A 24,361-nucleotide genomic window follows, 5' to 3' on the forward strand; every position below is an offset into this window, starting at 1 on the left:
GGTTCACCCGTTTGAAATTTCGACCAGCCGGTCGAGCACTTGCAGCGCCCGGCCGCTGTCGATGGCTTGCGCGGCGAGCGCGATGCCGTCGCCGAGCGTCGTCGCCTTGCCCGCGATCACCAGTCCAGCGCCGGCATTCATCAGCACGGTGTCGCGATAGGCACCGGCAGCGCCGCCCAGCATGTCGCGCAAGGCCTTGGCATTGTAGGCGGCGTCGCCGCCACGCAGCTCGTCCTTGGTGTGGCGCTTCAGCCCAAATTCTTCCGGAGTGAGCGTGAAACTGCGGATCTCGCCGCCAACCAGTTCGGCGACATGGGTCTCGCCTGTGGTGGTGATCTCGTCATAGCCATCGCCATGGGCGACCCAGGCATGCTCTGTGCCCAGCGCCTTCAACGTCTCGGCCACCGGCATGATCCATTCCGGCAGGAACACGCCGACCATCTGCCGCTTTACCCCAGCCGGATTGGAGAGGGGGCCGAGCAGGTTGAAGATGGTGCGGGTGCCGAGCTCGACGCGGGTCGGGCCGACATGTTTCATCGCCGGGTGATGCGCCGGCGCGAACATGAAGCCGACGCCCGCCTCATGGATGCAACGGCCGATGAACTCGGGCGAGAGATCGATCTTGACCCCGAGCGCGATCAGCACATCGGCCGCACCGGTCAGCGAGGACAGGCCGCGATTGCCGTGCTTGGCGACCGGAACACCGGCGGCGGCGATGACGAAGGCCGACCCCGTCGAAATGTTGACGCTGTGGGAATTGTCGCCGCCGGTGCCGACGATATCGATGGCACCCGCGGGCGCCTCGACGCGGAGCATCTTGGCCCGCATGGTGGCAACAGCGCCTGAAATCTCGCTGACCGTCTCACCGCGCACGCGCAGCGCCATCAGGAAGCCGCCGATTTGGCCTGGGGTCGCGTCGCCCGACATGATGATGTCGAAGGCCTCGCGCGCTTCCTCGAAGGAAAGCGCGGTGCCAGCCGCCACCTTGGCGATATGGGTTTTCAGCGCGCTCATCTTGTCGCGGCTTGGGCAACGGCGGTCTGGTCGATGCGGACGTCGTACTGCGTCTGCAACTGCGCCACCAATTGGTCGAGCAGATCGTCCGACATGCCGGAGGTGAAGGATTTCTGTGCGTCCTCCGGCACCGAGCTGGCATCGGCCCCGGCGGGCTCGAACACTTCGGCGACCTTGAACAGGATCTGTCCGTCACCGGTGGGCGAGGGGATCAACCCAGTGCCGCCTTCGCCGACGCCGAACATCACGGCAGCGCCCTCCTTGCCGAAATCGGCATCGTCGGCTTCGCGCTTCAGGCCGCGCTTGGTCTGCTTCTCCAGCTTGAGCTCACTGGCGATGACGTCGAGCGTGGCGCCGGCCTTGAGCCGCTTGTCGAGCTCGCCCGCCTTGGCGGCGAGCCGCTTGGTGGTCTCCGCCGCCGTCCAGTCGGCGACAACTTTCTTGCGGACCTCGTCCAGCGTCCGGTCGCGAGCCGGCGTGATCGAAGCAACCTCATAGAAGACGAAGCCGTTGTCGGCCGTGGTCAGCGCTTCGTTTTCGGTGTTGGGTTCCGCGTCGAAGACCGCCTTGATCAGCTCCGGCGATTCCGGCAGGTCCTTGACGATGGAGCCATCCGGCCGGAGGCCACTGCGGTCGATTGCGTCGATGGTAATATCCTTCAGCTTCAGCTTGGCGGCCGCCTCGGCCAGCGAACTGCCGGAAGCCCGGGTGTCTTCGTAATTGTCGTGCACGTCCAGCAGGATGCGGCTTGCCTCGCCAAGCGCCAGGTCCTTGCGGATCTGGTCGGAGACTTCGGCGAGCGGCTTCACCACCTCGGGCTTGATCTCGGTGACGCGCAGCAGCACCGGACCGAAGGTGCCCTGAACGACCTGGCTGACTTCATTGGCGTTGAGCGCGAAAGCGGCATCGGCAACCGCCTTGTCGGCGATCTTGTCCTTGGCCAATGTGCCAAGCAGCGTGTCGGCCGGGGTCTTGCCTTCGGCGGTCACCAGCTTTTCGAAGGTGGCTCCGGCCTTGAGCGAATCGAACGCTGCCTTGGCCGCATCCGGCGTCTTGAACACAAGCTGCTCTATGGTGCGCATTTCGGGCGTGGTGTAGCGCGCCTTGTTCTTGTTGTAATCGTCGCTGACCTGCTGGTCGGTGACGGCGGTCGGATCCATGATGTCCACCGGCTCGAGGCGGACATAGGAGAATTTGCGGTATTCGGGGGCAGCGTAGGTTTTCTTGTTGGTCTCGAAATAGGCCTGAAGCACGCTGTCGCTCGGTGCCTCGATCGGCTCGACGAGCGTCTTTGGCAAGGCCAGATAGTCGATGGTGCGGTCCTCACCGCGATAGAGCGCCAGCGCCTTGAAGAAAGTGTCCGGCGCCTTGAGGCCGTCCGAGACCGCTTCGACGATCTGCTGGCGCACCGCCACCTGGGCGCGGTTCTTGAGGTAGTCTTCGGGCCGCATGCCGACCTGGCGCAGCATGTACTCGAATGTTCTCTTGTCGAACTGGCCGCCTGGGCCCTTGAACGCCGGATCCTCGCGCGTCAGTTCGGCCAGCCGGTCCTTGGACAGGCCGAGGCCAAGCTTGCGGGCCTGTTCGTCAAGCACGGCGCCGGAAACGAGCTGCGCCAGCACCTGATTGTCGATGCCGAGCGCCTTTGCCTGTTCATGGGTGAGGCGCTGACCGAACTGCTGCGACATGACGGCAAGCTGGCGATCATAGGCGAGACGGTATTCGTTGATCGACACCTTGGTGCCACCCGCCGTAATCACCGAATCGTGGCCGGCAAAGCCGCCCATCAGCTTCCCGGAGATGCCCCAGGCGGCAAAACTGACCACCAGCAGCGAAAGCAATGTCTTCGCGACCCAGGTACCCGCCGCGCTTCTCAATATACCAAGCATCGTTACTTCCGATTTATGCGCATTTTCGCATGCGCCGAGTTTGAAACAAGCGCAATAGCGCCCTTCCGGCCCACTGTCGATTGCTTTGTGGCCTGATTTTGGTAGTGAGGGCCAGAGCTTGATATCGCCCGGAGAAGCAGACCATGACGCCAGGAATTCGCCCGCTTGTCGCCGGCAACTGGAAAATGAACGGCACCAGCGCCTCGCTGAACGAGCTCAGGATGATCGGCAATGGGTTCATGAGCGGGCTCGACGCGGAGACCGAGGCCCTGGTCTGCGTTCCCGCGACGCTGCTTTCGCATGCCGCGGAGATTCTGTCGCGCACGCCGGTCCATGCCGGCGGCGAGGATTGCCACACCAAGGAAAGCGGCGCCTACACCGGCTGCATCTCGGCCGAGATGCTGAAGGACGCCGGCGCGAGCCATGTCATTGTCGGCCATTCCGAATGCCGCGAACAACGCGGCGAGGACGATGCGACGGTCCAGGCCAAGGCCTCCGCCGCCTGGCGCGCCGGGCTCGTGGCCATCGTCTGCATCGGCGAGACGCAGCAGCAGCGCGAGGCCGGCGCCACGCTCGACGTGCTGGCGCGCCAGGTCGACGGCTCGGTGCCGCCGAGTGCTACGCCATCCAATACCGTCATTGCCTATGAGCCGGTATGGGCGATCGGCACCGGCCTGACCCCAACCGCCGCCGATGTGGCCGAAGCGCATGCGCATATCCGCGAAAAACTGTCGGAGAAGCTCGGCGCCGCCGCCGCCAGGATGCGCATCCTCTATGGCGGCTCGGTCAAGCCGTCCAATGCGGTGGAGCTGCTGGGCGTCAGGAATGTCGATGGCGCGCTGGTGGGCGGCGCCAGCCTGAAAGCGGCTGATTTCCTGGGTATCGCCGAAGCCTATCGCAGCATTTCAGGCTGATAATCACGACGATGGGCGGGTCGCATCCCGTCCAAATTCGTTGCAAAGGGCGCGTTGCTTCCCATATTCCGGCCACGGGCTTGGAAATGCCGTGAAAGCATTGTATTGAGCCGCCTCCAATTCACCGGTCGTGTCCGCGGCCGGGCAAGGCCTTGCCAGGATAAACTATGCAAACCGTACTGATCGTCATCCATCTCATGGTCGTGCTCGCCCTCGTCGGCGTGGTGCTGCTGCAACGCTCAGAAGGCGGCGGCCTTGGCATTGGTGGCGGATCGGGCTTCATGACGGCGCGTGGCGCCGCCAATGCGTTGACGCGAGCGACGGCGATCCTGGCGGCGGCTTTCTTTGTCACGTCGCTGACCTTGTCGATCATTGCCCGCTATGGCGAGAAGCCGATCGACATTCTCGACCGCGTGCCCGCGACCTCGGACGGCAAGGGCGTGCTCAACCAGTTGCCTGGCACGACGACCCCGGCGCCCGCCGGCAGCACCACCCCGACACCGCCGTCGGGCAATGGCGCTGCGACGACGCCCGCGCCGGCAGCTCCGGCGACCGCGCCGGCCTCTGGTTCGACGCCGCCGGCAAGCAACGGCACCACCAACACGGCGCCAGCGGCACCGCAGGTCCCGAACCAGTAAGCTCCATCTGGTCCAAACCGCGACCTGTGATCGTTTGAACACAGTCGCGGCAAATGCTGCGCGTTCACGAAGATTCGACGGGCAGCGGCGGGGTCTCGCGCTTGAGGCGCCCGCGCTTATTCGACTATAGATTGCACGCGGCATTTTCGGTGTCCTTGGGGGACGCCGGGCGACGCCGTGGGCAACAAGCATTGAACGATCGGATCTTCGCCATGCAGCTTCGCAGCTTCATTTTCTTGGGACTTTGCGCCGTACTCGGCCTGAGTTCCCCGGCTTTCGCCGGCGTGCCGGCCAATCTGGCCGCCAATCAGTCGGTCGACAAAACCGACGCCATCCCCGTCGCAGCGGTCAAAAGCGATGCGGCGCAACTGAAGCTTCTCAAGAAGAAGAAAAACCCGACACCGGACGATCTCGCCCAGATCAAGAAGATCGAGGCCAAGATCGTCGCCGACAAGGAAGACGCCAAGGCCAAGGCGCTCGAAGCCAGGAAGCTGGCGATGCGTGAAGCGGCCAAGGCCAAGGCCGACGCGGAACGGCAGGCCTTCCTGGCCAAGAAGGGCAAGCCTGCTCCAGCAACCGAAGTGGCCGAGGCCAAGCCAGCCAAGAAGACCACCAAGATCATTGAACCGCTGACGCCGATCCAGTCGGCCGAGCCGCTTCCGGCCGAGGCGATGAATGTCGCCTTGACCGGCAACAATAGCGAACTGCGCAGCGAGGTCGTCGGCCAGAATCAGCCAAGCGGCGGCCTATTCGCCGGCCTGTTCGGCGGCACCTCGTCCGGCTCGTCGATCAGCTATCTGCCCGAGACGCGGGCTCTCGACCAGGCTCTCGCCAAGAGGGACGCCAAGAAGCCGTTCAAGGTGAAACCGGAATTCGTACCGCAGGATGTCGAGTTCACCGGCTATGAGCCGGGCACCATCGTCATCGACACCAGCGCGCGCCGCCTCTATCTCGTCGAATCGTTTTCGACCGCGCGTCGCTACGCGATCGCCGTCGGTCGTGAAGGCCTGCAGTTCAAGGGCACGGTCGCGGTCGGCGACAAGCAGGAATGGCCGCGCTGGATCCCGACGCTCGACATGCAGAAGCGCGAGCCCAAGCACTACGGCCAGTACAAGGACGGCATGCCCGGCGGTGGCCAGAATCCGCTCGGCGCGCGCGCCATCTACCTCTATGACGGCAAGAAGGACACGCATCTGCGGATCCACGGCACCATTGCGCCGCAGTCGATCGGGACCAGCGCCTCAAATGGCTGCTTCCGTATGATCAACGAGCACGTCATGGATCTCTACAGCCGCGTCAAAGTCGGCACCAAAGTCGTCATCATCTGACGGTTCCACCATCCTGCCGAAAGGGCCGGCTCAGCCGGCCCTTTTGTTTTGCCTCGTTCACGATCAAGCCTGTTCGGTCGTGATCCCTGGACAAACGGAAACCGTTTGTCCGAGAAAACCGGATCCCACTTTCGGGATCATGGTCCGACGCCTTCTTGGGAAAAAGCCTTCGCGGTGGTTTTTTCTCTGGCGGAATCAATCCGGCCGCGTTAAGCGATGACTCCCATGGCGCGATATGTATTCATCACAGGCGGCGTGGTTTCCTCACTTGGAAAAGGCATTGCCGCAGCGGCCCTTGGGGCTCTCCTGCAGGCGCGAGGCTATCGCGCACGCATCAAAAAACTCGACCCGTACCTCAATGTCGATCCCGGCACGATGTCGCCGTACCAGCATGGCGAGGTGTTCGTCACCGATGATGGTGCCGAGACCGATCTCGATCTTGGCCATTACGAGCGCTTCACCGGCCGCTCGGCCAATCAGCAGGACAACATCACCACCGGCCGCATCTACAAGAACATCATCGAGCGCGAGCGGCGCGGCGACTATCTCGGCGCCACCGTCCAGGTCATTCCGCACGTCACCGACGAGATCAAGAATTTCGTCCTCAACGGCAATGACGACTATGATTTCGTGCTGTGCGAGATCGGCGGCACGGTCGGCGACATCGAGGCGATGCCGTTCCTCGAGGCGATCCGCCAGCTCGGCAATGATCTGCCGCGCAACAATGCCGTCTATGTGCACCTGACCTTGATGCCCTACATCCCGACGGCGGGCGAGCTGAAGACCAAACCGACTCAGCATTCGGTCAAGGAGTTGCGCGGCATCGGCATCGCGCCCGACATCCTGCTGGTGCGTGCCGACCGCGCCATTCCCAAGGAAGAGCGCAGAAAGCTGTCGCTGTTCTGCAATGTCCGGGAAAGCGCCGTCATCCAGGCGCTCGACGTGCCGCATATCTACGACGTGCCGATGGCCTATCACAAGGAGGGGCTTGATTCAGAGGTACTGGCCGCCTTCGGCATCGATCCGGCGCCGAAGCCGCGCATGGAGCCCTGGCAGAAGGTGTCGGACCGCATCCACAGCCCGGAAGGCGAGGTGACCATCGCCATCGTCGGCAAATATACCGGTCTCAAGGACGCCTACAAATCGCTGATCGAGGCGCTCTCGCATGGCGGGCTGGCCAATCACGTCAAGGTCAAGCTCGACTGGATCGAATCGGAGATCTTCGAAAAGGAGGATCCGACGCCGTGGCTGGAAAAGGTGCATGGCATCCTGGTTCCCGGTGGCTTTGGCGAGCGCGGTTCCGAAGGCAAGATCCTGGCGGCGAAGTTCGCGCGCGAACGCAAGGTGCCGTATTTCGGCATCTGCTTCGGCATGCAGATGGCCTGTATCGAAGCTGCGCGGTCGCTGGCGGGCGTCGAGCACGCGTCTTCGACCGAGTTCGGCCCGACCAACGAGCCCGTCGTCGGCCTGATGACCGAATGGCTGAAGGGCAACATGCTGGAGAAGCGCCGCGAGACCGGCGATCTCGGCGGCACGATGCGGCTTGGCGCCTATCAGGCCGACCTCGCCAAGGGGTCGAAGATCGCCGACATCTATGGCGACACGCAGATTTCCGAGCGCCATCGCCACCGCTACGAGGTCAATATCGACTACAAGGAGCGGCTCGAGGATTGCGGCCTGGTGTTCGCCGGCATGTCGCCAGACGGCGTGCTGCCGGAGACGGTTGAGTATCCCGACCACCCCTGGTTCATCGGCGTGCAGTATCATCCCGAGCTGAAGAGCCGGCCGCTCGAGCCGCATCCGCTGTTCGCCAGCTTCATCGAGGCGGCGGTGGAACAGTCAAGGCTGGTGTAAGCCGGCAGCGCTGCCATGCAAACCTATGTCGCGCTCCTCTACAGCATCATCCTGGGTGAGGGGCGCCGGGTCGTCATGTCGGACCTCAAGGCGATGGCGGGAGGCCTTGGCCTGAAGAACCCGCGCACGCTGGTGGCGACCGGCAATCTGGTCTTCGAAGCGCGGGCGACCGATATCGGCAAGCTGGAACAGCGGCTGGAAACGGCCTTCGAAAAAACCTTCGGCCGCCATGTCGACATCATCGTGCGCACTGCCGAGGAATGGCTGAAACTTGCCGCTGGCAATCCGTTTCCGGCCGATTCAGCTGAATCGGGCGACCAGGTGGCTGTGCGGGTGATGCGCAAACCCGCGCCCGTGGAGGGCGTCGCGGCGCTGCAAGCCTATGCCGCCGGGGACGAGAAGGTATTGCCGTCCGCCGGCGACATCTGGGTCGTCTTTTCGCGCGAGAGGCCAACGTCGCGGCTGCTGGCGGCAATGAACCACAAACGCCTCGGCATCGGCACCTCGCGCAACTGGAACACGGTTCGCAAGTTGGCGGAAATGGTAGAGGGTAGGCAGTAGGCAGTAGGCAGTAGGCAGTAGGGGAAAGCGTTCTCTACTGCCTAAGCCCTACTGCCTTATTCCCTTGTTTAGGCCTTTGCCGTTTTCGCTCCGGCACCGACAGCGGCGGTGCGCAGCACGTAGTAGATGATGCCGGCGATGGCGACGCCGAAGAACCAGCCATAGACACCCCACCAGGACGGCAGCCAGTTGGTGAAGTTCGGCAATATCGACGAGAAGACAGCACCTATGCCGGCGGCGATGAAGGCGTTGACGTGCCAGCCGCCCTGGAAGCGGAACTCGCCATTCTCGCGGTACAGCGCCTCGACGTCGACCTCGCCCTTCCGGATCAGGTAGTAGTCGACCATCATCACGCCAAAGATCGGCCCCATCGTCGCGCCGATGATGCCGACGAAATGCGCTGCACTGCCTTCCCACGGCGCGAAGGGGTAGAGCACCAGCGCGATCAGAGCCGCGATGTAGCCGCCCTTCTTGAAGTCGATCTGTCGCGGGAAGACGTTGGAGAAGTCGAAGGCCGGCGAGACGAAGTTGGCGACGACGTTGATGCCGAGCGTCGCCACCGCGAAGGTCAGCGCGGCAAGCGCAGCCAGGAACCAGCTGTCGAACTTGGCTGAGATCTGGTCGGGATGCAGCAGCACCTCGTGATAGACGTCATAGGCAGCGATGGTGGTGACGCCGGCAACCAGCGAGAACAGGATCAGATTGACCGGCAGGCCCCAGATGTTGCCCTTGCGCAGCGCGGCCTTGTCCGGCGCGTAGCGGGCGAAGTCGCAGAAATTGAGATAGAGCGCCGAGAAATAGGTCACCCAGATCGCCGCGACCCCGAAGAGTGCCGTCCACGAGCCGGGATCGCCCGGAATGCCGGCGTCGGCGGTCTTTTCGCGCAGCACATCCATCGGAATATCGCTGGTAAAGGCGAAGCTCCCTGACTTGACGCAGAGATAGATGGCGAGAAGCAGCATCATCACCCAGACGGCAGGCCCCGCCCAGTCCTGGAATCGGCGCACCGTTTCCATGCCCTTCTGGATGATCAGCAGCTGCAGCGCCCAGATGATGACGAAGCAGATCACTTCCAGAGTGGAATGCCCGAGAAGATGCGAGGTCTTGTTGAACTCGTCGAACCATTGCAGGCGGGTGAGCAATGCCACGATGGCGCCCGATGCGGCGGCGGTTTGCGCGCCGTACCAGAAGCAGGCGACGATGGCGCGTACGAGTGCCGGTATGTTGGCGCCCCAGATGCCGAAGGACGCGCGGGCAAGCACGGGGTAGGGCACGCCGGTCTTCACGCCGGCATAGCCGACCATGTTCATCAGCGCGTAGATGATCAGCGAGCCGATGCCGATGGCGATGATGAAGTTGACGAAGCCGCCGCAGAACAGGAACAGGCTGGCGGCGAGATAGTAGCCCCACAGGCTGTGGACGTCCGACGTCCAGACGTTGAAGATCGAAAACGGTCCCCAGTTTCGAACCTTGGCCGGAGCGAGATCCTCGTTGTACAGGTCAGGCGATGCGCCTTCTATGGTCACTGCAATGTCCTCCCCTTGATTGGCCACGCGCCTCCACGCGATGGCCGTGCAGGTTAAGCCTGACGCAGGGGAACCGACAAGCAACCCATTTGCCGGCTTTGGCCTTAAAGATATTCAATGCGAACCGCGATTATCGAGGGGGCGCAATGGTGAGCCGCTGTTGAATTCCATGGGGCGAGTGATTCGAATTTTGGCTAAGCGATAGCCATCACTCGCTTGTGGTCTTCGACTTCGGACAACAGCCAATCCTGAAACAGGCCGGTGCCCGGCTTGTTGCCGATGCTGCGCCGCTGGTGCAGGTAGATGCCGGCCGGGTAGGTGTGACGGGCGTCAAACGGCGCGACAAGTTTGCCCTGCTGCAGAAAATCCTGTGCCATCATCGTATCGGCAAGCGCTATTCCGGCGCCATTGATCGCCTCGCGCATGATCAGCGTGCAGTCATCCAGCGTCGTGCTGGATTTCGGCGTCGTGTCCAAAACACCTTCCTGCTCCAGCCAACGCCTCCATCTCATGGACTCGCACTCGTGGATCAGGTGATGGTTGACCAGATCGGCGGGTGACCGCAGCGGCACCGGTCCTTCGAGCAGCGAGGGCGCACAAACCGGCGTCAGGACCAGCGGGATCAGCAGCGTCAAGGCCGGGCCGGCCTTATAGACAAACTCGTCGACAATGGCCAAATCGAAGTTGGCGCGCTTGCCCGACGTCGAGATCTCCAGCTCCACCGCCGGATGCAGCTTGCGAAAGTTCGGCAACCGGTCCGCCAGCCAAAGGTTCAGGACTGCTGGCACGCAAAGGACCCGGACACGTTGCGTTCTGCTGTGGCTCGGGCCGTCGGCGAGGCTGACATCGTCGGTAGCGCGCCAGATGGCCTCGAACGCTTCGGAGAGGCTGCGCGCATAGTAAGAGCCCCGGATGGTTGGCGTGATCTGGCGAAAGCCCCGCTCGAACAAATCCTGGCCGAGATTCTTTTCAAGCGCGCGGATGTGGCGGCTCACGGCGGAAGGCGTGAGGTGCAATTCCTCGGCTGCATCCTTGACGCTGCCGAGACGTGCGGCGGCCTCGAAAGCGCGCATGCCGTTGAGTGAGGGTAGGGCCATTGGCCAATCATGAATTGTCGATTGAGTTTTTGTCAATCGACTTGGGCAAAATTGGCGTTTGATCGCGTGGCCTGTTCAGGGATACCCAAAAGGCAAGAGCGACCAAGTCGCCATCTGAAAACAATTATTCGGGGCCTCCGGCACCATTCCACCAACGGCAGAGACCAGCCTAACCGGTTTCCGCCATTGGCGGGCGAAGCTTTGCGCGTGATGCACGCTGCGCTGAGGCCGGAAGTTACCCGCAAATGGGAGAATGCCAGCCTATGCCTCAATCGCCAGTGCCGGTCTTTGAAACGGCGGACGAGATTTCCGCGGAAACCTCTGTCGTCGTGATCTTGCAAACGGCCCAGGCAGGCTTTGGCCCCAGGGCAGCGGCACTGGACGCTGAGATGGGCGGGATACTGTCGCGTGCCTGCTCCGATCCGGCTGCCTTGGCCGAATCCGGCACCTGCATCGATCTCATCGCCCCGCAGGGCGTATCGGCCCGGCGCCTGATCGTCCTGGCCCTGGGCAAAGCCGAAGCCGTCAGCGCGCTGTCGCTGGCGCGCGCCGGCGGTTTGCTTGCCGCGCATCTGGAAGGCAAATGCGAATGCGCGGCCACGCTTGTGCTTGACCCAATCGCCGGCGTCGACCTGCCCGCAGCCGAAATCCTGGCGCGCGTCGCCCTTGGCATGCGGCTGCGGCGCTATCGTTTCGACATGCGCAACCGGCGCCAGGGCGCGGGCTCGGATCGCACCTTGCGGGTGCAACTGGTCGGAGCAAACGGTGCGGAACTGACCCCGGCGCTGGCGCGGATCAATGCCATTGCCGATGGCGTCGAATATGCGCGCACGCTGGTCAATTTGCCGCCGAACCATCTCCATCCCGACAATTTCCACGATCATCTGGAGCCGCTGCGCGAAGCTGGCATCGATGTCGAGATACTCGATACGTCGCGGCTGAAGGAACTCGGCATGAACGCGATCCTGGCCGTGGGCTCCGGGTCGGCGCGGCCGCCGCGCGTCGCTGTGCTGCGCTATCGCGGCAAGGGCGCTCCTTCCCAGCCGATGGCTTTCGTCGGCAAGGGCGTGTGCTTTGACTCCGGCGGCCTCTGCATCAAGCGGGGCGAGCAGATGTTCGACATGAAGGCCGACATGGGCGGTGCGGCGGCCGTCGTCGGTCTGCTGATCGCGCTCGCCCGGCAAGGCAGTCCGGTGCATGCGATCGGTGTGCTTGGCATCGCCGAAAACATGCCATCCGGCACCGCGCTCAAGCCGCGCGACATCATCACCACGGCTTCGGGTCAGACGGTCGAGGTGTTCGATACGGACGCGGAGGGGCGTCTGATCCTGGCCGACTGCCTCTACTATGCCGCCTCGCGCTTCAACCCCTCGGTGATCGTCGATCTGGCCACGCTGACCTATTCGGTGATGCGCGGCCTGGGATCGGTCTTTGCGGGTCTCTTCAGTACCGACGATGCCATCGCGTCGCAGATGATCGCTGCGGGGGAAACGGTCGGCGAGCGGTTCTGGCAACTGCCGCTCGACAAAGCCTATGACGAGGGCTTGCAATCGCCCTTCGCCGATATCCGGCACCACGCCAAGGACATGGAAGACGGTGACGCGCCCTACGCGGCGGCGTTCCTGCGCCATTTCACCGAGGATCGTCCCTGGGTGCATCTCGATATCGCCGGCAAGGAAATGGCCGACAAGGATCGGCCGCTCGGGCGCGAAGGCGCCACGGCGTTCGGCGTCCAGATGCTGGAAGAGTGGGTGCAGGCCAGGGTGAACTAGGCGCCTGCTGTTACGGACAACACGAAATGCGTTCAAACGGGATGGGAAATCGGGATGTCGTCTGAGATCATTGGCAGGGAAGGGCGTGCCACCTTTGGCAGCTATGAAACCTGGTATCGAATCTCTGGCAACCTCGATGCCGACAAGGCCCCGGTGGTAATCCTGCATGGCGGGCCAGGCGCTGCCCACAACTATGTCGATGCCTACAAGCTTCTTGCCCGACGAGGCCGCGCCGTCATCCACTACGACCAGTTGGGTTGCGGTAATTCCACATTGTTGCCGCAGAAGGGCGCAGACTTCTGGACACCCCGGCTTTTCATCGACGAGCTTGAAAACCTGGTCGACCATCTTGGCATCCGCGCGGGCTTCCATGTGCTGGGGCAGAGCTGGGGCGGCATGCTGGGCGCCGAATATGGGGTCACGCGGCCGAAAGGCCTGAAGTCGCTGACCATCGCCAACTCACCGGCTTCGATGAAGCTGTGGGTCGAAGAAGCCGACCGCCTGCGCGCCGACCTGCCCGTGGATGTGCAGGAGACGCTGACCCGGCACGAAAAGGCCGGCACGACGGACGATCCGGCCTACCAGGAAGCGACGATGCGGTTCTACGAACGGCATGTCTGCCGCGTGCCGTTCCCGCCCGAGGTGACGGAGACCTTCGCCCAGATCGCACGCAATCCGACCGTCTATCATCTGATGAATGGGCCGAACGAGTTCCATGTCATCGGAACCCTGAAGAATTGGAGCATCATCGATCGCCTACAGGCCGTCGATGTTCCGACGCTGATCATCTCCGGACGCTACGACGAGGCGACGCCCGCGACCGTCCAGCCCTACAAGGACGGCATCAACGGATCGCGCTGGGAGATATTCGAGCATTCCAGCCACATGCCGCATGTCGAGGAGCAAGAGGCGTGCATGCGGGTGGTGGGAGACTTCCTGGACGACAACGACAACTGAGAAAAGGGGAACTAAGACATGAAGAAACTGCTTTTTGCGGCGTCAGCCGCGGCACTGCTGGCCGGTACGTGGCTCGCCCCGGCACAGGCTGAATACCTCAAGGAGCACCGAGGCGGCACCATACGCCTGCTCGCCCGCTCAGCGGCGGGAACGCTCGATCCGCACATCAACTACACCGACCAGGGCTGGCAGATGTACCAGCCGATCTATGACGGCCTGGTGGCCTTCCGCAAGGCCGAGGGCATGGACGGCTTCACCATCGTCCCCGATCTGGCCGAGGCGCTGCCTACGGTTACGAATGACGGCAAGACCTTCACCTTCAAGCTGCGCAAGGGCATCAAGTTCTCCAGCGGCCAGGATATGGGCGTGAAGGACGTCGTCGCCTCCTTCCAGCGCATCTTCAAGGTTTCCGGGCCGACCTCCGGCACCTTCTATGCCGGCATCGTCGGCGCCGACAAATGCCTGGCCGACGCCAAGAGCTGCACGCTGGAAGGCGGCGTTGTCGGCGATGAAGCCGCCGGCACCATCACCCTCAATCTCACCAAGCCCGACGCCGAGATCCTCTACAAGCTTGCCTTGCCGCACGCCGTGGTCCTGCCGGCGGACACGCCCGCCGAAGACATGGGCTCCAAGCCCATTCCCAGCACCGGCGCCTACATGATCTCCGCCTTCGATCCGAACAAGGGCATGACGGTGTCGCGCAATCCGAATTTCAAGCAGTGGAGCGAGGAAGCCCAGCCGGACGGTTACCCGGATGTCGTACAATATGATTTCGGCCTGTCCGAGGAAGCAGCCGTCACGGCGATCCAGAACGGCGAAGCGGACTGGATGTTCGACGCGCTGCCGAGCGACCGCCTGGGCGAACTTGGCAGCAAGTCCATGGACCAGTTGCATATCTCGCCGCTTTCGGCCTGGTGGTATGCGCCGCTGAACAACCGTCTGGCACCCTTCGACAACGAAAAGGCGCGCCAGGCCGTTGCCTACGCGGTCGACCGCAACACGCTGGTCAAGCTGTTCGGCGGCAAGGTGCTGGCTTCGCCGGTCTGCCAGGTCCTGCCGCCGGATTTCCCCGGCCATGAGGACTATTGCCCCTTCACCAAGAACCCCGGAGCCAAATGGTCGGCGCCCGATCTCGATAAGGCCAAGCAGCTCGTCGAGGAATCCGGCACCAAGGGTCAGAAGGTGACCATCATCGCCGAGGACACCGCCATCTCACGCTCCATCGGCGTCTATCTGCAGAGCGTGCTGACCAGCATCGGCTATGTGGCCGATGTCAAGCCGATCTCGTCCAACATCCAGTTCACCTACATCCAGAACACCAACAACAAAGTGCAGATGTCGATCACCCAGTGGTACAAGGATTATCCTGCGGCTTCCGACTTTCTGAACATCCTGTTCAGCTGCGCCTCCTTCCGTGAAGGTTCGGATGCCTCGATCAACATCGCCGGCTTCTGCGACAAGGACATCGACGCCAAGATGCAGAAGGCGCTGGACCTTGGCGTCACCGACCAGAAAGCCGCCGACAAAATGTGGGCCGAAATCGACAGAGAGGTCACGGACAAGGCACCGGCCGTCGGCCTCTTCACGCCGAAGCGGCTTGACTTCGTCAGCAAACGGGTTGGCAATTTCAAGTTCAACCGGCAGTTCAACTGGATGATCACCCAGTCCTGGGTGCAGTAACGAGCTGCGGAGGGACACGTCCTTGTCGAACCAAGCCGTCGCCATGCCGCGCAGGACGCGAGGGCCCTGGGCCGTCGCGTTTGCCAAGCTGGCAAGGGACAGGGCTGCCATGGCATCCCTGGCCGTGTTCCTCCTCATCGTGCTGGCCTGCCTCAGCGCGCCTCTTTATGCGAAATGGGCAGGCGTGGACCCCTTCGCCTCGACGCTCGACGCCGTCATCCAGATCGACGGCGTTGACGTTCCGGTGATGGAACAGTCGACCGAGGGGCTCGGGCTTGGCTACACGCCGCTCGGTCCGACCTGGCGGCTTGGCAATTACTTCCTCGGCGCCGACAGCCAGGGGCGCGATGTCATGGCCCGGATGCTCTATGGTGGGCTGAGCTCGCTGCTGATCTCCGCGGCGGCCACCATCTTCACGCTGATCATCGGCACGGCGGCGGGATTGATCGCCGGCTATTTCGGCGGCATCACCGACACGGTGCTGTCGCGCCTGCTGGATGTGCTGTGGGCGTTCCCGATCTATCTGCTGGCGATCTCGCTTTCCATCGTCACCATCGCGCAAGGCATCTCGATCGGGCCGATCGAGATTGAGTCCGGCAGCCTGTGGCTGCCGGTCATCATCATCGGCATCGTCTACATACCCTATGTGGCGCGGCCGATACGCGGGCAGGTGCTGTCGCTGCGCCACAGCGAATTCGTGCTGGCCTCGATCAATCTGGGGGTGCCGGGATGGCGTATCCTGTGGCGCGATATCCTACCCAACATCACCACCACGCTGATTGTCTTCGTGCCGCTGATGATGGCGCTGAACATGCTGACGGAATCGGCACTTTCCTTCCTGTCGATCGGCGTGCAGCCGCCGGCAGCCAGCTGGGGCACCATCATCCAGGACGGGCAGGCGCTGCTTTACACCAGGCCGCTGGTGGCGCTGGTGCCGGGCCTGGCGATCGCGGTTTCCGTCATGGCACTCAATGTCTTCGGCGACGGCTTGCGCGACGCGCTCGATCCGCGCTCCAAGGTTCGGCTGGGGCGCGACTGATGTTTTACGCCATCCTGCGCCGTTTCGGTCAGATGCTGTTCGTGATGTTCGGCATCTCGGTCATCGTCTTCCTGATCTTCTTCGCGACGCCGGGAGCAGACCCGGCCGCGCGCATCGCCGGTCGCAATGCATCGCCCGAAGTGCTGGAAGCGGTGCGCCACAATTTTGGCTTCGACCGGCCGCTCTACGTGCAATACGTGAAGATGATGGAGAAGATTTTCGTCACCGGCGATCTGACCTCCTTCGTCAATCGCGGCTGGAAGGTGGTGCCGGCGGTCATGGATTCCATTCCCGTCACGCTCTCGCTGGTGTTCGGAGCGGCGATCCTGTGGGTGGTCGTCTCCATCATCATCGGCATCGTCGCCGCAGCCACGCGCGACAGCTGGCTGGACAAGCTTCTGATGGCGCTCGGGCTGCTCGGCATTTCCATGCCGGTCTACTGGCTGGGCGAGGTGATGAACCTGATCACCCAGAGCCGCTACCATGACAGTTGGGCGTTCTCGTGGGTACCGCCACTCGGCTACAAGAATTTCTCCGACGATCCGAAAGGCTGGTTCCTGACCCTGGTCATACCGTGGATCACCCTGGCCATCCTGTACATCGGCATCTATGGGCGCGTGCTGCGCGCGGCCATCATCGAATCCCTGCAGGAAGACTTTATTCGCACGGCCCGCGCCAAGGGCCTGTCGGAGACGCGCATCCTGCTGCGCCATGCCCTGCGCACGTCGCTCATCGCCTTCGTCACCTTGTTCGGCCTGGACTTCGGCGCGCTGGTAGGCGGCTCGGCCCTTTTGACCGAAGTGGTGTTCGGACTGCACGGCATCGGCAAACTCACCTATGACGCGCTGCAGAACCTCGATCTGCCGATGATCATGGCAACGGTGATGTACGCGTCCATGTTCGTGGTGATCGCCAACGCGGTCGTCGATTTCGTCTACATCCTTCTCGATCCGCGCCTGAGGACCTCATGATACTGTCGGTGCGCGACCTCAAAGTATCCTTCCGCACCAATGACGGCCTGGTGCGGGCCATCGATGGCGTGTCCTTCGACCTCGAGGAAAGCGAGATCCTCGGTGTCGTCGGCGAGTCTGGCTCCGGCAAGACGGTGTCGCTGCTGGCGGTGATGGGCCTCATCACCGATCCCAACGCCAGCATCGAAGGCTCGATCCGCTACAAGGGCCGCGAGCTCGTCGGGCTGCCGCCGCGTGAGCTCAGACGCCTGCGCGGCAACGAGATCGCGATGATCTTCCAGGATCCGATGACGGCGCTGACGCCGGTCTACACGATCGGCTGGCAGATCGCCGAACAGATCCGCGCGCACCAAAATATCAGCAAGGCCAAGGCGATGGAGCGCGTCGAAGAACTGCTGGCCGAGGTGAATTTTCCCAATCCGCACGAGGCGATGTCGCGCTATCCGCACCAGCTTTCGGGCGGCATGCGCCAGCGCGCGGTGATCGCGATGGCTCTATCCTGCAATCCGGCGCTGCTGGTGGCGGACGAACCGACCACGGCGCTCGACGTCACCGTGCAGGCCGGCATTCTCGACCTCGTGCGCAAGCTGCGCGCGACGCACAAATCGGCGGTGGTGTTCATCACCCATGACATGGGCGTGGTTTCCGAACTCGCCGACCGGGTGATGGTCATGTATGCGGGTCGCGTGGTCGAGCGCGGCAGCCGCATGGAGCTGTTTTCCGACCCGCGGCATCCCTATACACGTGCGCTGCTCGGTTCGATCCCGCCCCTAACCGGCGAAAAGCCGCGCCGCCTGCCGGCCATTCCCGGCTCGCCGCCGTCGCTGCTGCGCTTGCCACAAGGCTGTGCCTTCGGTCCGCGCTGTCCGGTTCACTACGAACCCTGCGCGGCCGGCAAGCCCGACCTCGGCATAGGCACTCACGCCGCGGCGTGCTTCCGGGTGGCGCAGATATGAGCGGACCGATGACCGACAGCCCGATCCTCGAAACGCGTTGCCTGGGGAAGCGTTTTTCGATCGGCTCTCGCTTTTCCGCCGAAGGCAAGCGAACCGTGCACGCGGTCGACAATGTCTCGCTCACCGTGCGGCGCGGCGAGACGGTCGGGCTGGTCGGCGAATCCGGATGCGGCAAGTCCACGCTGGCGCGCTGCCTGGTGAGGCTCTACGAGATCACAGATGGGGAGCTGCTGTTCGAAGGCGAAGACATCACCTCGAAGTCGCTGTCCGAACTGAGGCCGCTGCGGCGGCGCCTGCAAATGGTCTTCCAGGACCCGTCTGCCTCGCTCAATCCGCGCCGGCGCGTTGGCGACCTGGTGGCCGAGCCGTTGCGCATCCACGGCAAGCTTTCCTCTCGCGAGATCGCCGCGCGCGTTGCCGAACTGTTCGAGCTCGTCGGACTGCTGCCCGACCATGTCATGCGTTATCCCCATGAATTCTCCGGCGGCCAGCGCCAGCGCGTCGGCATTGCGCGCGCCATCGCGCTCAATCCCGATCTGGTCGTGCTGGATGAACCGGTCTCCGCGCTCGACGTGTCGGTACAGGCGCAGATCGTCAACCTGCTCGCCGACCTGCAGGAGAAGCTCAACCTCACCTACATCTTCATCGCCCACGACCTGTCCGTGGTGCGTCAGGTGTCGACCCGCATCGCGGTCATGTATCTCGGCTCGATCGTCGAGGAAGGGCCGGCGGAAGAGGTGTTTGCCGCCCCGGCCCATCCTTACAGCCAGGCGCTGATCTCGGCGGTTCCGGTCGTCGAGACGACGCCCAGCGGGACGCGCAAGCGCATCATCCTCACCGGTGATGTGCCGAGCCCGCTCAAGCCGCCATCCGGCTGCCGTTTCCATCCGAGATGCCCGATCGCGGTCGAGCGCTGCCGCACCGAGCGGCCGGAGCTGAGGGAGTATCGACCCGGCCGCAAAGTGGCTTGCCATTTCCCGACGGTTTAGCCGGCGGCCAAAAGAATTTTCAAAGATCTGTTTTCTGGGTGGAACCAACTGCCTGACCGTGCGTTTCACAAGGTTCGATCGGGCGGCATCGCGATCGACCGGGAGGAAACGATGGACTACCTGCATTTCTTTTCGCCCGTGCGGATCTCGCGCGGGCAGGGACACCCTGTAGAAGAAGTGGATAGTGTCGCCGAGGCGATGGTTTTCTTGCGTAAATGGCCGACGGGACGACGTGGGCCAGTGTATCAGTGCGCGCTGAATTGCTGCTCGGCGGCCATGTCGGGACAAATGTCGGCGGAAGAGGCCAGGAAGGCATTCACCGGCTTTGCCCGGATCACGCGGCTTCTGGACGACGACATGGCGCTGCCCGTCCACGGCGAAACCATGGCGAGCGTATACGCGCTGCGGCGGTAGCCGCACCCGGATTGCTGAACGCAACGACTGCGGCCATCACGGCCGCAGCGTTTTTGATGTGTCTGCGGGACGTCGGCGGCCGGTTTTCCGGACGACGCAGACGGTTGGTTCGGTCCAAAGGCTCAATCCCAAGCGACGGAATAGCGGTCGATCACCCAAAGCCAGGAGCCGTCGCTTTGCCGCCGGGCAACCTCGCTGGTGACGTCGCCGTCGGGAAGCCGGGTCGAGGTGAGCGCGAGGCCGCCGCAAATCAGGGCAGGGCGCTGTTCTCCCACGGCAAACTTCCGTCCAGACGCGACAATCTCGGCATAGTAGTCACGAATGGCTTCGCGGCCGCGCAGAAAACGTCCGTCGCCGCAGTCGATCACCGCATCCGCCTCGAACAGCGCGACCATGCCGTCGATATCGCCCGCATGCTGTCGCGCTATCAGCATGGGCTCCAGCTGCTGCGGGTCGTAGGCGGGCTTTCCCGCGTTCGGATCGTTCATGACGGCAGCTCCTTAAATACTTGGCGCCTTTCGGAACTAGCTGATTCCTCAGCTTGGGAAATAAGCCACACTCATACTTGTACAATACATCAAAGTGTAAATTAGATCATCCTTATGAATAGAGCAAAGGTTTTCTTGGTCTGTTTCTTCGCAGGTCCTTAACAGGTGATCACGGATATGTTACCGATTTTATTGCAGGGCGGCGGCAATTGCAGCAATCCCAGAAGAGCGGCGGAGAGTTTCATGGTGTCGGGCACTACGCTTGGCATTATCGATTTCGTGCGCGCCTGCAGAAGGGGGCAGGGCTCGACCTAAGGGTTGGCCGGCCAGCGCTCTATCGATTGCCTCTTCTGATGGTTCGGCGGCCGGCAAGCCTGGTTCTCTACTGGGTCGTCGCTGCTCGCGCATCCGGGCCGAAAAAGTCGTTTCATCAGACCGTTGACGGGCCTGGAGGTAGAGCAAAACCCCCAGTCCGGCGTAACGTCACTGGGTGTCTTGCGGGCATGCAGCAAGCTTACCTTGCAGATGAAAGGGCTGGCTTTGACCTTTGCGAGGAAGCTAGCCGCTGGAATGATCTAGCCGCGAGGGAGGCGTGTCGGTGACCGCGGTCAAGGCCCTGATTTTCCTGGTGCCGATGATTTCATGGGGGGTGTCCATGATGGTGTTAAACACCAGGGACCATTTGCTCGTGAAGAAACACAAAGGGTATGGATTGTTCGCACACAATGATGGAGCGGGAAAAGTTCGTATAGATTGGGAAAGTAAAGAAATTACACATGAGTTTATACGGGAACGAAATAAAGTTATCAGGCCATATAAGACAGTTGCATGGATTTCTTCGGTCTTTTTGGCTGTTGGCATAGTTGCAATTTTCGTGTTCGGCGCTTGAAAATTTTCCACGCGTGCGTTTCGCGGCGCTTTGAAGGAGGGAATCGTGACTGAGGAATCTGGCAGACTATACTTCATGAGGCCGACAAACGCCTCCGACGTGCAGGCCGCAACCAGCGGACGTTTTGGGATCAGTCCAGCCTTCGTCGAGTTGTGTCCTCGCCTTTGATTGGAAAATACTTATACGATTTCCGTGCGGAATATCTTTAAACCTGTTGGCGCGATCCCTACGTCATCTGCCGTTATGTCTATCAAGGCAACACCGATGTGAGATAGCTCACGGCCACGCTTCCCCTCACTGGGGACTCGGGACGCGCGGTCGTTTTCCACACAATGAGCAGCCCAAACGTTCGACACGCCCTTGGTGCGTCGAGCGTGCCGGTGCGCAAGCTCCCCGCTTCATCAATCAACACCAACCCGGTGGCCGTCGGGTGGACGAACCCGCGTGCCCCACAGGAGAGAAGAGATGGAAGCCCTACAATATCTCGGCCCGATGGAATGGACGGCGATCGAGGCGGCCGTGCTGGTCATCGTGCTGGCAATCCTGTTTTGGTGGAGCGGCGTGGTCCGCTACATCCCAAACGACAGGCTCGGCGTCCTGGAAAAACTATGGAGCTTCCGCGGCTCCGTCAGCAATGGCTTCATCGCGCTCAACCGTGAGGCAGGCTACCAGCCGGAAGTCGTGCGCGGCGGCCTGCATTTCTTCATGCCGTTCCAATATTCGATGCATCGCGCCAATCTCGTCACCATCCCGCAGGGTCAGATCGGCTATGTCTTCGCCCGTGATGGCAAGCCGCTGCCGCCGACGCAGACACTGGCTTCCAACACCGAAGCAGATGATTTCCAGGATGTGCGCGGCTTTCTCGAAAAAAGCGGACAGAAGGGACCGCAGCGCAAGATCTTGCGTGAAGGCACCTACGCCATCAATCTTGCACAATTCGTCGTGCTGACCGCCCAGTCGATCTATGCCATCAATCTGAGCTCGTCGGAACAAAGTCTTTTTGCCAATATGTCCAGCATGATCTCGGAGCGGGGCGGCTTTGAGCCGGTCGTCATCCATAATGCCGAGGACATGATCGGCATCGTCACCATCCATGACGGTCCGGCCCTGCCGGACGGCGAGATCATCGCACCGACCGTCGCCAACGATCCGACCGACCCGAACTTCCACAACAATTTTCAGGACCCGGAGAAGTTTCTCAATGCCGGTGGCTACCGTGGCCGGCAGCTGCAGGTGCTGGCCGACGGTAGCTACTTCCTCAACCGCATTTTCGCGACCGTCGAACTGGTCAACAAGACGATCATCGACGTTGGCACGGTGGGTGTCGTCGTCTCCTATAACGGCCGCCATGGCACGGATATATCCGGGCAGGCATACCGTCACGGCGAGCTGGTCGAAATCGGCGCACGCGGTGTCTGGTCAGCGCCACTGCTGCCAGGCAAGTATGCGTTCAATACCTTTGCCGGCAAAATCATCATCGTGCCGACCACCAACTTCGTGCTCAAATGGACGAAGGAGCAATTTGGCGAACACCGGCTGGACGAGAACCTGTCTGAAGTGTCGTTGATCACCAAGGATGCGTTCGAGCCGGTGCTGCCGCTCTCCGTCGTCGTGCATATCGACTATATGAAGGCGCCGCTCGTGGTGCAGCGTTTCGGTGACATTAAGCGGCTGGTCGAACAAACGCTCGACCCGATGGTTTCCGCTTACTTCAAGAACATCGCCCAGACAAAGACGCTGATCCAGCTTTTGCAGGAGCGTAGCGATATCCAGCGCAAATCGGGCGAGGAGATGCGCGAAAAATTCAATTCCTACAGCCTCGAGCTGCAGGAAGTGTTGATTGGTACGCCCCGTGCCGCCGATGGCCAGAACGGCATAGAGCAGATCCTGGTCCAGCTGCGCGAGCGCCAGATCGCAGTCGAAAAAGTCGAGACTTATAAATTGCAAGAGAAGGCGGCCATTCAGGAACGCACATTGCGTGAAAAGGAGGCGCTCGCTGAACAGCAAGCCAAGATCACGACGTCGGCCCTTACCATCGAGATCAGCGAGAACGAGGGCAAGGCGCAACTCGCCCGCACCCGCCAGCAGGCGGAAACCATCCAGGTCACGGCCAAGGCAGAGGCCGAGAAGGTGCGTCTCGGCGGCCAGGGCGAGGCCGACATGATCAAGGCTATCGCGCTTGCCGATGCCGAACGCATCAAGGCGACCGGTTTTGCAGATGCCGAGAGGGTGCGCGCCATCGGTCTGGCGGAGGCCGAGGCCACCGAGAAGAAGGTGGCGGCCTTCGGCGGCCCGGACTATCAGCTCAACGCGCAGGTTCTCATGCGCTTCGCCGAGGCGATCGAGAATGGCAGGCTGCCGATCGTGCCGCAGATCCAGATCGGCGCTACCGGTGGCGAGAAGGGGGCCGCCAATGGCCTTGTCGAGATGATGCTCTCGATGCTCGTTGCCGACCGGGTTGGACCGCAAAAGCTGCCGGATGCGATCCCGGAAGCCGTTGAGGAGGAATCCGTTGATGAGGATTGATTGAAAATGGGCCGATTGTACCGGCCCATTTTACGCTCCGTCGAAACGAGGGCGGCGGCCTTGGAGCGGCGAGGGGACTTGCCTACGTCGCTCATGTCGTCGATATGAGGGTCGGTTGGTTCGCCGAAGGTTCCGAGAAATGAGCGGCTCGCCGAGGCCGGTCTGCCGTTCAGCATCTGTTGCCTAGAGTCGCGTATGGTCGCGCCGAAGGACTGTCTCTCGTGTGCGCTCGGTGTGAGCTAGCCAGTTGAGCTATTATAAAAATGAAGCAATACCAATCACATAGCATAGCCATTGCACCCATGATGGACTGGACGGATAAGTAAGTAATATCAAATAGTTGTTGGAGACTGTGTGCAAAAATCGCACACGAAAGTTCTGCTTCTCTTCTTTTTTCGTTCTCACTACAGGGCCGTCGACAGTCCTTTTTGGACGCTCTTGTGCCGTCGATAACTGGCCGCGTCTTCGCGGATGTTCGCTGCGATATCCCTGGGGCCGCGATGTCCGATGCGGCCTCCAATTCCCCTGGGGTTCTTGGAAGCTTTTCGAACTTTCTGTCTTGTGCCAGCTGAATTGCGTGCGCTGATGAAAGAGATTGAGGCAGGGGTCGCCTGACACGCCCCGGTCACTTCAAGGAAAAGTCGACCGTTTCCTTCAGCGTGCCGTCAACCGCGATCTGCACCCGGTAGGTGCCGACCGGCCAGCCGGCATCCGGCTTGGTCATCGAGGAGTCAATATGGTTTTCGATCTTGCCAATTTCGAAGCTGACCTCGTCGATCTTGTAGTTCGCCGGCGCCGCACCGATGGGATGGCCGTTTCGAACGGTTGATCTCCAACACTGAGACGGCTCTCCCGGATA

At 62.1% G+C, this 24,361-nt stretch carries 20 protein-coding genes; 15 read left to right on the top strand and 5 right to left on the bottom strand.

The window, feature by feature from the left end; genetic code table 11:
* Positions 1 to 3 precede the first annotated feature (3 nt).
* Together trpD and JN279_RS22360 are read right to left on the bottom strand one after the other, a co-directional pair.
* Positions 4 to 1,014: an anthranilate phosphoribosyltransferase gene (gene trpD / locus JN279_RS22355; protein WP_096446217.1), complete on the bottom strand. Its 1,011-nt coding sequence runs from the start codon at positions 1,012 to 1,014 to the stop codon at positions 4 to 6.
* Complete coding sequence (locus tag JN279_RS22360; protein WP_202350248.1) at positions 1,011 to 2,903, bottom strand: SurA N-terminal domain-containing protein; 1,893 nt, start codon at positions 2,901 to 2,903, stop codon at positions 1,011 to 1,013. The genes trpD and JN279_RS22360 overlap by 4 nt, the downstream gene beginning before the upstream one ends.
* 143 nt (positions 2,904 to 3,046) lie before the next feature.
* Between JN279_RS22360 and tpiA the strand changes: the two genes are divergently transcribed.
* The 5 genes from tpiA (at position 3,047) to JN279_RS22385 (ending at position 8,198) form a co-directional block, all read left to right on the top strand.
* Positions 3,047 to 3,817, top strand: a complete 771-nt coding sequence (gene tpiA / locus JN279_RS22365; RefSeq protein WP_096446213.1) for a triose-phosphate isomerase — start codon at positions 3,047 to 3,049, stop codon at positions 3,815 to 3,817.
* Positions 3,818 to 3,984: 167 nt separating this feature from the next.
* The gene (gene secG, locus JN279_RS22370) at positions 3,985 to 4,455 is read left to right on the top strand and encodes a preprotein translocase subunit SecG (protein ID WP_096446211.1); all 471 of its coding nucleotides are present in this window, start codon (positions 3,985 to 3,987) and stop codon (positions 4,453 to 4,455) included.
* 212 nt (positions 4,456 to 4,667) lie between these two features.
* Positions 4,668 to 5,783, top strand: a complete 1,116-nt coding sequence (locus tag JN279_RS22375; protein WP_096457318.1) for a L,D-transpeptidase — start codon at positions 4,668 to 4,670, stop codon at positions 5,781 to 5,783.
* A 216-nt stretch (positions 5,784 to 5,999) separates the two neighbouring features.
* On the top strand, positions 6,000 to 7,637 hold the full coding sequence (locus tag JN279_RS22380) for a CTP synthase (RefSeq protein ID WP_096446209.1): 1,638 nt from the start codon (positions 6,000 to 6,002) through the stop codon (positions 7,635 to 7,637).
* A gap of 15 nt (positions 7,638 to 7,652) precedes the next feature.
* Positions 7,653 to 8,198 carry a DUF1697 domain-containing protein gene (locus JN279_RS22385; RefSeq protein WP_202350250.1) on the top strand — a complete coding sequence of 182 codons (546 nt, stop codon included), beginning with the start codon at positions 7,653 to 7,655 and terminating at the stop codon, positions 8,196 to 8,198.
* A 68-nt stretch (positions 8,199 to 8,266) separates the two neighbouring features.
* Here the strand turns inward: JN279_RS22385 and JN279_RS22390 are convergent, their stop codons facing one another.
* The gene (locus JN279_RS22390; protein WP_096446205.1) at positions 8,267 to 9,724 is read right to left on the bottom strand and encodes an NCS1 family nucleobase:cation symporter-1; all 1,458 of its coding nucleotides are present in this window, start codon (positions 9,722 to 9,724) and stop codon (positions 8,267 to 8,269) included.
* Positions 9,725 to 9,918: 194 nt separating this feature from the next.
* A complete protein-coding gene (locus tag JN279_RS22395; RefSeq protein WP_244734083.1) occupies positions 9,919 to 10,797 on the bottom strand; it encodes a LysR substrate-binding domain-containing protein in 879 nt (292 codons plus the stop codon).
* 287 nt (positions 10,798 to 11,084) lie between these two features.
* Between JN279_RS22395 and JN279_RS22400 the strand changes: the two genes are divergently transcribed.
* The 8 genes from JN279_RS22400 to JN279_RS22435 all read left to right on the top strand — a co-directional run bounded on the left by JN279_RS22400 (position 11,085) and on the right by JN279_RS22435 (position 19,599).
* Positions 11,085 to 12,593: a leucyl aminopeptidase gene (locus tag JN279_RS22400; RefSeq protein ID WP_202350252.1), complete on the top strand. Its 1,509-nt coding sequence runs from the start codon at positions 11,085 to 11,087 to the stop codon at positions 12,591 to 12,593.
* Between the two features lie 54 nt (positions 12,594 to 12,647).
* Entirely contained in the window at positions 12,648 to 13,550 is a 903-nt protein-coding gene (locus JN279_RS22405) for a proline iminopeptidase-family hydrolase (RefSeq protein WP_202350253.1), read from the top strand.
* A gap of 18 nt (positions 13,551 to 13,568) precedes the next feature.
* Positions 13,569 to 15,230 (top strand): ABC transporter substrate-binding protein, encoded by a 1,662-nt coding sequence (locus JN279_RS22410; RefSeq protein WP_202350254.1) that lies wholly within the window; start codon positions 13,569 to 13,571, stop codon positions 15,228 to 15,230.
* Between the two features lie 22 nt (positions 15,231 to 15,252).
* Positions 15,253 to 16,269, top strand: coding sequence for an ABC transporter permease (locus JN279_RS22415; RefSeq protein WP_096446195.1), 1,017 nt, complete (start codon positions 15,253 to 15,255; stop codon positions 16,267 to 16,269).
* Positions 16,269 to 17,240: an ABC transporter permease gene (locus JN279_RS22420; RefSeq protein WP_096446193.1), complete on the top strand. Its 972-nt coding sequence runs from the start codon at positions 16,269 to 16,271 to the stop codon at positions 17,238 to 17,240. The genes JN279_RS22415 and JN279_RS22420 overlap by 1 nt, the downstream gene beginning before the upstream one ends.
* Positions 17,237 to 18,196: an ABC transporter ATP-binding protein gene (locus JN279_RS22425; protein ID WP_096446191.1), complete on the top strand. Its 960-nt coding sequence runs from the start codon at positions 17,237 to 17,239 to the stop codon at positions 18,194 to 18,196. Before JN279_RS22420 ends, JN279_RS22425 begins: the two co-directional genes overlap by 4 nt.
* An 8-nt stretch (positions 18,197 to 18,204) precedes the next feature.
* Complete coding sequence (locus tag JN279_RS22430) at positions 18,205 to 19,185, top strand: ABC transporter ATP-binding protein (RefSeq protein ID WP_096446189.1); 981 nt, start codon at positions 18,205 to 18,207, stop codon at positions 19,183 to 19,185.
* 111 nt (positions 19,186 to 19,296) lie between these two features.
* Positions 19,297 to 19,599, top strand: coding sequence for a DUF982 domain-containing protein (locus JN279_RS22435; RefSeq protein WP_096446187.1), 303 nt, complete (start codon positions 19,297 to 19,299; stop codon positions 19,597 to 19,599).
* A 122-nt stretch (positions 19,600 to 19,721) separates the two neighbouring features.
* Here the strand turns inward: JN279_RS22435 and JN279_RS22440 are convergent, their stop codons facing one another.
* Positions 19,722 to 20,087, bottom strand: a complete 366-nt coding sequence (locus tag JN279_RS22440) for a YybH family protein (protein WP_096446185.1) — start codon at positions 20,085 to 20,087, stop codon at positions 19,722 to 19,724.
* 598 nt (positions 20,088 to 20,685) lie between these two features.
* On the opposite strand from JN279_RS22440, the gene JN279_RS22445 reads away from it, so the two are divergent.
* Positions 20,686 to 20,976 (top strand): hypothetical protein, encoded by a 291-nt coding sequence (locus JN279_RS22445; protein ID WP_202350255.1) that lies wholly within the window; start codon positions 20,686 to 20,688, stop codon positions 20,974 to 20,976.
* A gap of 465 nt (positions 20,977 to 21,441) precedes the next feature.
* Positions 21,442 to 23,502, top strand: coding sequence for an SPFH domain-containing protein (locus tag JN279_RS22450; protein ID WP_202350256.1), 2,061 nt, complete (start codon positions 21,442 to 21,444; stop codon positions 23,500 to 23,502).
* Positions 23,503 to 24,361 lie beyond the last annotated feature (859 nt).

It is taken from the genome of Mesorhizobium sp. 113-1-2 (assembly GCF_016756475.1).
Taxonomy (GTDB): Bacteria; Pseudomonadota; Alphaproteobacteria; order Rhizobiales; family Rhizobiaceae; genus Mesorhizobium; species Mesorhizobium loti_C.